We start from the raw sequence: 10,813 nt of genomic DNA, 5'->3' as shown, positions 1-10,813 counted from the left end.
GACATCCCCGCCGTCCGGGGAGAGGCCGTTCGATCATCGTGGTCGGACCGGAGCACAAAGCTGCCCGACACAAACCGGGACGACGATCGGAACGGCCAGCCATTGCGGCCCCTTTCGGCCTCACCGCCGCCCTGCCGAATCTTTGCGAATACGTGGCGATCGGGGAACCTCGGCACCGGATGCACGCCTTCGCCGGGACGGCGGCGGGGATTGATCAGGCCCCGATTGATGGCATCGAGAGGACCAGGAATGCGTACGACAGTAGCGACAAATGTCTATTTGGAGCCACTGTTTTCCCGACACCGCCACACGGCGGCCAATGGGGTAAGTCAGCATACGTTCCAAGCCTGGGGGCGGGGCCCTGGCCTGCGACGGCGCCGAAACGTTTCCGCGTCGAACCGGTCGTCGATCGCCCCCCGAGCCGAACCCAAGAAAATCTTGTCGCCGCCCTGACCTGGCCTTTTCCCCAGGATCAGGAGGTGGAGGCCGGCCAGAAGGTGATCACGGGGACTCGACGCAAGAACGCCACTCGATCTAGGATGGATGTAGAGAGAGTTCGATACGACCCGGGGGGCCAGAAAGGGAGGCGATCAGTGTAAAACGGACCATCCGGTCGCAATGCGCGTCACCATACGTAGCCAACCAACCGAAGGAAAATTGTCAGGTTCAGCGCTGGTTCGCCAGCCAACCTTCGGTTTCCTGAACGACAGGAACTATTTGCGCAGAATAAATTGTTGGTGACCGGTCGCTTCCACGAGAGCCGCCGGTCGCACGCAACATATGGTCTGAGGGGGAGGGCAGTAGCCATAATAGATTTTGACGTGCGTCCAAGCCGTAATCCGATGTCCGAAGTAGACCGAAGGGCGATACTCGCCGCACCGGTCTTCGGCAAGGTGTTCACCGACCACATGATCACCCTGCGATGGGACGCTGAGCAGGGGTGGCACGATGGGCGACTCGAGGCTTTCCACGACATCGCCCTGCCGCCGTCGGCGTCCGTCTTCCACTACGGGCAGGAGATCTTCGAGGGCATGAAGGCGTACCGCCAGCAGGGCGGGTCGATCGCGCTCTTCCGTCCCGAGCGCAACGCCGCCCGGTTCAACGCCTCCGCCCGACGGCTGGCGATGCCCGAGCTCCCGGTGGAGACCTTCGTGCGCGCCGTCGAGCTGCTCGTCCAGCAGGAGCGACACTGGGTACCCGGCGGTGACGGCACCAGCCTGTACCTTCGCCCGTTCATGATCGCGACGGAGCCCACGCTGGGGTTCACGCTCCCGTCGCGCAGCTACCTGTTCGGTGTGATCGCCTGCCCGGCATCCGCCTACTTCAGCACCCGCACCGGCCCGCCGGCACTGACCGTGTGGCTGTCCGAGGAGTACGCCCGCGCCGCGCCCGGGGGGACCGGCGCCGCGAAGGCCGGCGGCAACTACGCCGCCGCCTTCCTCGCCCAGCGGGAGGCTGTGGAGCAGGGCTGCGACCAGGTGGTCTGGCTGGACGCGGTCGAGCACACCTGGGTCGAGGAGATGGGCGGGATGAACCTCTGCTTCGTCCAACAGTCGACCGACGGCGGATCCCCGACCCTCATGACGCCCGAGCTGACCGGCACGCTCCTGCCGGGGGTGACCCGGGACTCGCTGCTCCAGCTGGCCGGGCGGCTCGGCCTGGGCCGCAGCGAGGGGCGCATCAACGTCGAGCAGTGGCACAAGCAGTGCGAGGCCGGTGTGATCACCGAGGTCTTCGCCTGCGGTACGGCGGCGGTCATCGCGCCGGTCGGGCACGTTCGCGGGGCGAACGACGAGTGGACGATCGGCGACGGTCGACCCGGGCCGGTGACGCTGCGCCTCCGTGACGAGCTGCTCGGTATCCAGTACGGCCGCATCCCCGACGACCTGGGGTGGACGCGCATCGTCTGCTGACGGCGACGCACTCGACTGTCGGGCTCCGACGGAACGAGGCGCCTGCCCGCGCGCGTGACGGCCCTGCCGTCACGTCCGCCGTTCCGGCGTGGCCGAGGGGCACCCGGAGCGCGCCGCGGCGACGCGACCTCCTCCGGCACCCGGGGCGCCGGTCCGGTACGCCACCGGTCCGGGCACCTCGTCGTACGCCCGCAGCGCCTTCACCACGACGGATCGAGCTGTGCGGCCGGGTGGGTTGCCGGCCGGGCAGCGGGTCGTCAAGGAATTGCAGAAAGGGCCACTGACCTTCCACGAAGACCTGGTTTCGGGGGTTTCCGAATGACATCACAGATGCCATGAAGCCGATCAGTTCCATACCGTCGGCCGAGGAGGCTCAACGCGAAGACGTGGCGCCGGGAGTGGCGCGCCTACGCCTGGTGATCCTGGGCGTCCTTCTCGCGGTGCAGATCAGTGCGATTCTGGCAGTGCCCATGCCGCCGCAGCGGGTGGCCGTCAGCCTGGGCGCGGTCGCCGTCCTTGCCGTACTCCAGGCCCGTCACCTCGCGGTGACCGCGCCGAGCCCGCCGTGGCTGCGACTGGGCATGCTGGCCGTCGAGGGTCTCGCCACCTACCTGCCGATGCTCACCGTCGGTGCGGCCTGGCCCGGAGCGGGGGGATTTCTCGCAGCGTCGGTGCTGCTCGTGGTCCCCGGTCGCGCAGCATGGGCGTTGTTCACCGCGGTCATCGTGAGCGTGTTCGCGGTCGCGATGACCGCCGGGTCGGGATTCTGGCTCGCCGAGAACACCACGATCGCCAGCCTGGCCATCGGCCTGACCATGTTCGCCACCTGTCGCCTCACCCGCATGGTCCGGCACGTGCAGGGCATGCACACCGAGGCGATACAGCTCGCCGTGATCAGAGAAAGGATGCGTTTCGCCAGGGACCTGCACGACCTGCTCGGCTACAGCCTGGCCGCGATCACGCTGCGGGCCGAGTTGGCCGGACGGCTCATGAAGAGCGACCCGGCCACGGCGGGCGGCGAACTGCGGGACGTTGCCGCCATGGCACGGCAGGCCGTCGCCGAGGTACGGCAGGTGGCCGACGGCTACCGCAACATCTCGCTGGCCCGGGAGGTGGCGGCCGTCGCCTCGCTGTTCGCCAGCGCCAACGTGACGGCCCAGGTCGAGGTGAACTGCGCGGTCCTGCCGGACAAGGTCGACTCCGTGCTGGCCATGCTCCTGCGCGAACTGACCACGAACATCCTGCGGCACAGCAGCGCGCGGAACTGCTGGATCGCCGTCGACCAGACCGACCAGAACATCACGCTGTCCGTGGTCAACGACGGAGTGCCACGGACCGCGTCCACCTACCGCGACGGCGGCGGGCTGGAGAATCTCGCCTTCCGCCTCCAGGCGGTCGGCGGCACGTTGAGCGCATCGGTAGGGGACGACGGGCGGTTCCACGTGCTCGCGGAGATCGCCGTCAACGCTGACGCGGTCGTCGGCGCCCGGTCACCCCGGATCGATCGCACCTCGTCGTCCGTCAGGCGTACGCCGACGATGTCCATTGAGGGGAGTTGCGCATGCTGCGGATCCTGCTCGCCGAGGATGTCGCCATGGTCCGCGGGGCGCTGATCGCCCTCATCGAACTGGAGGAGGACCTGCGGGTGGTGGCGGCCGTCGACAACGGCACGGACATCGTCTCCACGGCGCTGAGCTGCCGACCCGACGTGGCGGTCCTCGACGTCGACCTTCCGGGCCTGGACGGCCTGTCGGCGGCGGCACAGCTCCGGACCACGCTGCCGTGTTGTCGTACCCTCATCCTCACGAACCTGGGGCGGTCCGGGACGGTCAGCCGGGCGCTCGCCGCCCGGGTGTCCGGCTTCCTGCTCAAGGACTCCCCACCGGAGGACCTGGCGAACGCGATCCGCGCCGTCGCCGGGGGCCGCCGGGTGATCGACCCGCAGCTGGCCCTGTCCGCGTGGGACTGCGGCCAGAACCCGCTGTCCACCCGGGAGCACGAGGTGCTGCGGCTGACCGCCGGGGGCGCCGATCCCGGCGAGATCGCCTCGGCGCTGCACCTGTCGGTCGGGACCGTCCGCAACTACCTCACGACCGTCGTGACCAAGCTGCACGCCCGCAACCGCGTCGAGGCGGTCAAGTTGGCCTACGACTCGGGCTGGCTGCCATAGGGACCGGCGGTACGCCGCGACTCCCAGTGATCGCAGATTGCTGTTTGCGTGAGCAAGATCCGAGATGGAGCGGCGTACCTCAGTCCCGCATCGTGATCACAGGTCAGTGGCAGGAAACCTGCGGCGAGCCGAGACCCGCAGGAACGACTCGGACGGAGGCGGCCAGTGAGGAAGCAGTACTACGAGTACCGGCACGTCGTCGGCTTCGAGGAGACGAACCTCGTCGGCAGTGTCTACGACGTCTACTACGAGCGTTGGCAGGGGCGGTGCCGGGAGATGTTCCTGCTCGAGCACGCTCCGGGCGTGCTCGACCAGCTCAGCGGCGATCTGGAGCTACGCCAGGTCGACTCCGAGTGCGAACACCTGGGCGAGGTTTCCGCCTTCGACGAGGTGTCGATCCGGATGCGGCTGGACGAGCTGACCCAGACCCACATCGGCTTCGCCTTCGACGTCGTGCGGGTGCGCGACGGGGTGGAGGACCTGATCGCCAGGTGCCGTCAGCGGGTGGCGTGCGTCCGTGACGTCAACGGCGCCTGCACCCCGGCGCAGGTGCCGGAACAGCTCGCATCGGCGCTGAGCGTCTACGCGGTCGCCCCCGCCACCCAGGCCAGGGGCACCGGCACCGGAGGCCGGGCGTGAGTTCGGCCGGGCAACACGCACCCGAACCCCGTCCGCCACGGACATCCGGGCTTCCCGCGCCCAGGTTCTCGCGATCCGACCACTTCGGGAGTTGACATGACGATCGCGAACGGCGCCGACCGGACGCCGAAGAATCCGGAGCGGCGGGCCGCTGGCGGCCGGCGGAGGTACCCCGGACCGCCGCCGTGGGCGACGCCGGGACTGCTGCGCAAGTTGTGGGGCGACCGGCTGGGCCTGCTGTCCGACGCGGCGCGCGAGTACGGCGACGTGGTCCGGTTCGCCATGGGTCCCAAGACCCTCTACTTCTTCAACCACCCGGATCACGCCCGGCACGTGCTCGCCGACAACGCCGCCAACTACCACAAGGGACTGGGCCTGGCCGAGGCCCGACGACGGATTCTCGGCGACGGCCTGCTCACCAGCGAGGGCGATACGTGGCGCGGTCAGCGCCGGGTCATCTCCCCCGCCTTCCGCCGGGAGCGGATCGCGGGATTCACCGGGGTGGTGGCCGACGCCGGCGCCCAGTTGACCCAGCGCCTCGAGTCACGGTCCGGGACCGTCGTGGACGTGGCCGAGGAGATGACGGCGCTCACGATGGACGTGCTCGGCAGGACTCTCCTCGACGTCGATCTGAGCCCGTTGAGCTTCCTGGGATCGGCCTTCGAGGCCGCCCAGGAGCAGGCGATGTTCGAGATGGTCACGCTGGGCGCGGTGCCGCTGTGGATGCCGCTGCCGCGCCACCGCCGCTTCCGGGCCGCGAAACGACAGATCGAGGACGCGGTACGGACGCTCGTCGCGTCCCGCGAGCGTGGCACGGGTACGGACGGGTCCGACCTCATGTCGGTGCTGCTCCGCGTCGCCGAGCGTGAACAGGACACCGACGCCCGCTGGCGCGGGCTGCGGGACCAGATCATCACGATGCTCCTGGCCGGGCACGAGACCACGGCCAGCACCCTGTCCTGGGCCTGGTACCTGCTCAGCCGTCATCCGGAGGCGGCCGAGCGGCTGCGCGCCGAGGCGGTCGCGGTGCTCGGCGACCGCACACCCGAGTACGCCGACCTGACCAGACTGCCGTACACGACGATGGTCATCCAGGAGACGATGCGGCTCTACCCGGCGGTCTGGGGGCTGCCGAGAGTGACCCTGGCCGCGGACGAGATCGGCGGATACCCGGTTCCCGCCGGCGCGGACGTCATGATCAGCCCCTACACGCTGCACCGGCACCGCGATTTCTGGTCCGAGCCGGACGAGTTCCGGCCGGAGCGGTTCGCCTCCGACGCTCCCGCCGTCGCACACCGGTACGCCTACATCCCCTTCGGGGCGGGCCCACGGGTCTGCGTGGGAAGTCATCTCGGCATGCTCGAGGCGACAATCATCGCGGCCATGGTCGCGCGTCGCTTCCGGTTCGAGTTCGCCGGCCCGACCGATCCGGTGCCCGAGGCCATGCTGTCGCTGCGGATCCGCGGCGGCCTACCGGTGCGGGTACGACAGGCCTGAGCGCCGCGGCGCCCGCGTCCCGCCGTGCCCTGGTGGTCTCGGCGTAGCGGCGGGGGCGCTCGGCGGTCGGTCTACGAGGCGAGCCAGACCGGCTCGGAGTCGAGTGTGCCGGCGAGGATCGCCTGGTGCAGTCGTTGCAGTCGGGGGCCCGGCTCCACTCCCAGCTCGCCGCGCAGCACGGTACGGATCTGCCGGAACGCCTCCAGCGCGTTCCCGGCCCGCCCGCTGCGGTAGTACGCGGTCATCAGCAGCGCGTAGAAGTTCTCGTGCATCGGGTGCCGAGCCACAAGCATCGTCAACTCGCCCAGCAGGTCCGCGTGGCGGCCGAGGGCGATGTCGGCTTCGATCCGGCGTTCCACCACGCCGAGCCTGTTCTCCTCAAGCGACGCCACCTCCGCACGGAGGATCCGCCCGGCCGGGACGTCCACCAGGGCCGGCCCGCGCCACAGGCCCAGCGCGCGTCCCAGCAGTTCGGAGCTGGCGGTACTGTCGCCGACGTCCACCGCGCGGCGGCCGGCGCGTGCCAGGTTGTCGAACTCCGCCACGTCGGTCTCGCACAGCTGCCCGTCGAGCTGGTAGCCGGAGTGCCGGGTCTCCAGCAGCCGCCTCGCCCACTGGCGGTTGCGCGCGGCTCCGGTCAGCTTGGCTCTGAGCTGGAATATGTAGGTTTGCAGTGTGGTGGCGAAGCTGCGCGGCGGCTGGTCTCCCCAGAGCTCCTCGACGAGTGTCTGCGTGGTGACCACCCGCCCGGCGTTGAGCGCGAGCAGCACGAGGATCTGCCGCTGCTTGGGCGCGCTCGGCATCACCGGCTGGTGGTTCAGGTACGCGGATGCCGGGCCCAGCAGTCGGACGACGAGCTTTTCGTCTACATTGATCACTTCTCTGCTCCAAGGGCTCGTACCGGGTGACTTTCCGTTGCTCGATCTTGCCTCGAGCGGAACCCAAGCTTCCAGAGACATGGTCATGACCCGATGGGTGAAGAACTCACCCCACAAACATGACATCGCAATGTGCGAGCATCAATGACCGACACTGTGACGAAGTCGGACGACCGGCAGCAACCGAGAGTAAGCGGGCCCGCATTTACCGCGCCACGATGGAGGGTGACCCGTCGCTGTCACCCGGAAGGTGGATAGGTGCCAACTGTCTTCGGATCGATGCGCAGGCTCATGCTGACCCCTCAGCTCGCCGACGTGACCTTCGCCAAACGGGGCTTCCCGGCGGAGCCCTCCCCGGGCAGCCGTCACCTGGAGGCCGTGCCCCAGGCCGTGATCTGCGGATTCGAGTGGGGGATCGACGCCCGCGACCAGTGGGAGGTGGAACGCCGGCTGGACCTCGTGAACGAGGAGCTGCGCGGTTTCGCCTACGAGGGGGTGACGATGGCCTTCACCGTTCTCGACGCCATGGGGCGTGGCCACCGGACCCGCGATCTGCTCCTCGGGCCGGGGCGTCCGCACATTTTTCTCGCGTACATCGGTATGGGTTTCGCGATGGCCAGACTGCCCAGGAAATTGTGGAGCAAGGCCGTTCCCGATCTGGCCGGTGACCCCTACCACCCGACCATGAGCTGGCTCGCGGTCGACGGTTACGGATTTGACCGGGCCTATTTCGACAAACCGCGCTGGATCGATGCGCAACAGGTGCCGAAGCCCTACCCGTGGGAGGGTTCACCTGACTATTTCCTGCGCGCCGTCGACCAGGGTGTGGGGCGGGCGCTGTGGTTCATCTGCGGCGGGCGCGCCCCCGATGTCGCCGCCGCGGTGCGGCGTTTCGCCGAGCACCGCCAGCCCGATCTGTGGAGCGGTGTGGGGCTGGCGGCGACGTTCGCCGGGGGAAGCGACACCGACGGCCTGGACGCGCTGCGGCGGGCCGCCGGTGACAAGTGGCCGCAGGTGGCGCTGGGCGTGGTGTTCGCGGTGAAGGCGCGTTCCTACTCCGGTCTGGTTCCTGACTACACCACCGCCGCCTGCCAGATCCTGGCCGGCCTCACCGTGGACAAGGCTGTCGCCCTCGCCGACGCCACAGCGGTGCACTCCCCCGGCGCCGAGCCCGCCTACGAGTTGTGGCGGCAGCGGATCCGGGCGCACTTCGACAACGCCTGACCGGCGCCAGGACGACAATGACCGGTACCGGCTCGCGGGGGCGAGCTGGTACCGGTCACCGGTGCGACGGCCCGCTACCCGGACGGGACGCGACAGGTCATCCGGCCGCGGTCGATAACCACGGTCCCGTCCCCCGTGGCGGTCCGGAACAAGGCCGTGCCGTCGTGATCGCGCCAGATCGACACGACGAGTGAGTCACCGGGAACGACGGGAGCGGTGAACCGACCCGACATCGCGACGAAGTTCGCCGGGTCGGAGCCGCACAGCTCGTGCAGCAGCACGCGTCCGGTGAACCCGAAGGTGCACGGGCCGTGCAGGATCGGTCGGCTGAATCCCCCTCGCGCGGCGAACCGGGGGTCGGCGTGCAGCGGGTTCCGGTCACCGGAGAGCCGGTAGATCAACGCCTGCTCCGGCCTGGTGCGCTCCACCACCGTGTGGTCCGGGGGCCGGTCCGGCGGCGACCACGGCAGGGAGCTGCCGCGGTCGCCGCCGAACCCGCCCTCGCCCCGGATGAACATGCCGGACCGGGTGGTGATGACGGGCTCACCGGTGGCGGGGTCGACCGCGACGCTCTCGAACCGGACCAGCGCGTCGGCACCCTTGTCGTACATCCCGGTGACTGTCGACGAGGTGAGCACCGTGCCGGCGACCGGCAGCGGCCGATGAAGCTCGACGTACTGCTCGGCGAGGACGAGGTGGGCGCGGTCGAAGTCACCGATGCTGCGTGCCGGTGGGATCTGCGCTATCACCAGGCCGTAGGTGGGCAGCACCTTCTGCTCGACGCCCTCGCTGTTCTCGGTGGTGAACTCCAGCTCGCGCAACGGATCGTCGAGGCCGGCGCCGACGCCGAGGGCGTACAGCAGCGCGTCCTTCGAGGTCCAGGACCGCTCGCACGGTTCCCCGGGTACGCCGACGAGACTGTGCTCGAGCGACATCGTGACCTCCAGGTGCTGACTGCGGTACGGCGGCTACAGGCTGACGGCCAGGTCCTCCGGGGTGCGGCGGGGAGGGCCGTCGCAGTACGCGTTGTAGGCGTCGAGGTGCTTCTGCGCCCGGCGGGTCGCCTCGACGAACCTGGCGTGGGGGTCGGCGTCGCCGGTCAGGACGTCGTGCATGGCACTGGTGATCTCGCCCATGATGCCGGCCTGCCCGCCGAGCAGAGGGCCGAGCGCCGCTGGCGTCCCGTCCGCGGCCTCCAGCTGCTCGCCCGCGACGCGCAGGCGGGGATTGTCGCGGTACGGACCCTTGCGGAGGATGTCGACCGCTTTCCGGGTGATCGGGATGCGGTAGTGGCGCTTGGCCCACTCGGCGGCGTTGCTCGGCCGGTTCAGGTACTGCATGAACGCCAGCGCGCCGTCCCGCTTGGCCGGGCTGAGACCGGCGGCGAGCCAGAGCGCGAACCCGCCCATCATGTTGCCGGCCAACGGAACCTCGTCGTTGTACGGCAGCGGACCCACCGCCACGGTGAACCCGTGCCGGTCGCCCCTGTCCAGCAGGTGCGACGCGTCCACGGAGGAGCTGAGGAAGAGCGCGATCCGCTGCTCCTCGAACGCCTCGTAACCGCCCGGGAAGTCGAGCAGCTTGCCCGTGTACAGGTAGTGGCCGTCCCGGTGCAGGCCCTGCCACCACCGGACGTAGTTCATCATCTCGGTCGAGGCGAGGTCGACCTTCTCGGCCCGGCCGGAACGGCCGTTGTCGTGGTCCGCGATCAGCCCACCCTGCTGGGCCACCGCCTGGAGGAAGACCCAGTAGAAGTTGGGCCAGGCGATGCCGTGCGTGGGCCCGTTCGGCAGTTTGGCGAGCGCCTCGCAGGCGGCCGTGACCTCGCGCCAGGTGCGCGGCGGCTCGGTCACGCCGGCCTTGGCCAGCAGGTCCATGTTGGCGTACAGGACGATCCCGGAGGCCGTACGCGGGATGGCCGCCAGCTCGCCGGCGTAGCGGAAGTAGTCGCGGGCCGCCGGCACCATGTCGTCGAGCACGACCGCCTCACCGAGGATCTCGGACCGGCCCGCGATGGCGCGCTCGACGGGTGTGAACAGGGGGTTCCCGTCCTTCCCGAGGGTGTCCATGGCGCCCCGGGTGGCGGTGAAGTGGTACTCGGCGATGTCCGGCGCCTCGCCGCGCTCCGCAGCGCGGGCCACCTCGGCGGGCATCGTCCGGAAGTCGTACCTGTTGATCTCGACCTGGTACTCCGGGTGTGCCGCGTTGAACTCGTCCGCGGCGGTGACCGCGATGTCCGCCTCGTTGGTGGCCCAGCTGGCCGGGTCCGTCAGCCAGACATTGATCTTGATCGGTCGTTCCTCTGCGACGTCACTCGAACTGCGTGCTGCTGTCATGTCAGCCTCCATCTTGCCGGCACGGCGGGTCACGGGCGGGCGCGCACGTCCACCGTGTCAGCGATGCGCGGCGGGCCGCGCCTTCGCGTTTGCTCACCAGCAGTGGAGGTCGGGCAATCGGGAAGCTGGCCGCTGCGCGGCACCGTGCTCTGATGG

9 protein-coding genes are annotated in these 10,813 nt (G+C 69.5%); 6 read left to right on the top strand and 3 right to left on the bottom strand.

Annotated elements, in window-relative coordinates:
- The first annotated feature begins 806 nt into the window (after positions 1–806).
- The 5 genes from ACZ6N8_RS19625 to ACZ6N8_RS19605 all read left to right on the top strand — a co-directional run bounded on the left by ACZ6N8_RS19625 (position 807) and on the right by ACZ6N8_RS19605 (position 6,219).
- Positions 807–1,913 carry a branched-chain amino acid aminotransferase gene (locus ACZ6N8_RS19625; protein ID WP_466011785.1) on the top strand — a complete coding sequence of 369 codons (1,107 nt, stop codon included), beginning with the start codon at positions 807–809 and terminating at the stop codon, positions 1,911–1,913.
- Positions 1,914–2,248: 335 nt separating this feature from the next.
- On the top strand, positions 2,249–3,526 hold the full coding sequence (locus ACZ6N8_RS19620; RefSeq protein ID WP_466011698.1) for a sensor histidine kinase: 1,278 nt from the start codon (positions 2,249–2,251) through the stop codon (positions 3,524–3,526).
- Positions 3,475–4,083, top strand: a complete 609-nt coding sequence (locus ACZ6N8_RS19615) for a response regulator transcription factor (RefSeq protein WP_139585220.1) — start codon at positions 3,475–3,477, stop codon at positions 4,081–4,083. Before ACZ6N8_RS19620 ends, ACZ6N8_RS19615 begins: the two co-directional genes overlap by 52 nt.
- 165 nt (positions 4,084–4,248) lie before the next feature.
- Entirely contained in the window at positions 4,249–4,722 is a 474-nt protein-coding gene (locus tag ACZ6N8_RS19610; protein ID WP_466011697.1) for an acyl-CoA thioesterase, read from the top strand.
- A gap of 96 nt (positions 4,723–4,818) precedes the next feature.
- Positions 4,819–6,219, top strand: a complete 1,401-nt coding sequence (locus ACZ6N8_RS19605; RefSeq protein ID WP_466011695.1) for a cytochrome P450 — start codon at positions 4,819–4,821, stop codon at positions 6,217–6,219.
- A gap of 71 nt (positions 6,220–6,290) precedes the next feature.
- Here ACZ6N8_RS19605 and ACZ6N8_RS19600 read toward each other — a convergent pair whose 3' ends face one another.
- Entirely contained in the window at positions 6,291–7,097 is an 807-nt protein-coding gene (locus tag ACZ6N8_RS19600; RefSeq protein ID WP_466011693.1) for an AfsR/SARP family transcriptional regulator, read from the bottom strand.
- 258 nt (positions 7,098–7,355) lie between these two features.
- Here ACZ6N8_RS19600 and ACZ6N8_RS19595 point away from each other — a divergent pair, with 258 nt between their 5' ends.
- Entirely contained in the window at positions 7,356–8,321 is a 966-nt protein-coding gene (locus tag ACZ6N8_RS19595; RefSeq protein ID WP_466011691.1) for a DUF1702 family protein, read from the top strand.
- A 74-nt stretch (positions 8,322–8,395) separates the two neighbouring features.
- Here ACZ6N8_RS19595 and ACZ6N8_RS19590 read toward each other — a convergent pair whose 3' ends face one another.
- On the bottom strand, positions 8,396–9,256 hold the full coding sequence (locus ACZ6N8_RS19590; RefSeq protein ID WP_466011690.1) for a MaoC/PaaZ C-terminal domain-containing protein: 861 nt from the start codon (positions 9,254–9,256) through the stop codon (positions 8,396–8,398).
- A 33-nt stretch (positions 9,257–9,289) separates the two neighbouring features.
- A complete protein-coding gene (locus ACZ6N8_RS19585) occupies positions 9,290–10,657 on the bottom strand; it encodes an extracellular solute-binding protein (RefSeq protein ID WP_466011689.1) in 1,368 nt (455 codons plus the stop codon).
- Positions 10,658–10,813: the final 156 nt, after the last annotated feature.

It is taken from the genome of Micromonospora sp. NPDC047521 (assembly GCF_055587305.1).
The sequence above is the reverse complement of the archived record's forward strand: the minus strand, read 5'-3'. Positions and strand labels throughout refer to the sequence as shown.

Coding starts and splice junctions, on each gene's coding strand:
- ACZ6N8_RS19620 (WP_466011698.1), top strand. CDS start 2,249: ATGAAGCCGATCAGTTCCATACCGTCGGCCGAGGAGGCTCAACGCGAA.
- ACZ6N8_RS19615 (WP_139585220.1), top strand. CDS start 3,475: ATGCTGCGGATCCTGCTCGCCGAGGATGTCGCCATGGTCCGCGGGGCG.
- ACZ6N8_RS19605 (WP_466011695.1), top strand. CDS start 4,819: ATGACGATCGCGAACGGCGCCGACCGGACGCCGAAGAATCCGGAGCGG.
- ACZ6N8_RS19590 (WP_466011690.1), bottom strand. CDS start 9,256: ATGTCGCTCGAGCACAGTCTCGTCGGCGTACCCGGGGAACCGTGCGAG.
- ACZ6N8_RS19585 (WP_466011689.1), bottom strand. CDS start 10,657: ATGACAGCAGCACGCAGTTCGAGTGACGTCGCAGAGGAACGACCGATC.